Raw genomic sequence first — 319 nt, 5'->3', positions numbered from 1 at the left:
ATGCATACATTAACAGCAAATGACGCTAAACGAAATTTTGGTGAATTGCTTCTAAATGCTCAACGTCAACCAATTAAAATCAGTAAAAACAGTAAAGATGCTGTTGTCGTGATGTCTATACATGACTACAAAGAGCTTGAAATGATCAAAGCCGAATACCTCAAATACTGCTTCAACGCGGCTAAAGATGACTTAGCAAAAGGTAATATCGTTGATGGTAAAGATTTTTTGAGTGAGCTGTAATACGCAATATGCATCATAAACAATATAAGCTGAGTAATTTAGCTCAAACTCATTTACGTAAAGTAAAAAACTATAC

1 protein-coding gene is annotated in these 319 nt (G+C 33.5%); it reads left to right on the top strand.

The genetic code is table 11. The features are described 5' to 3' along the window. On the top strand, positions 1-243 hold a 243-nt coding region (locus EXA13_RS16795; protein WP_238134112.1), incomplete at its 5' end, for a type II toxin-antitoxin system Phd/YefM family antitoxin. Positions 244-319 lie beyond the last annotated feature (76 nt).

The organism is Vibrio cincinnatiensis (assembly GCF_022113815.1).
Lineage (GTDB): Bacteria > Pseudomonadota > Gammaproteobacteria > Enterobacterales > Vibrionaceae > Vibrio > Vibrio cincinnatiensis_A.
This window is presented reverse-complemented; position numbering and strand designations above follow the sequence as displayed.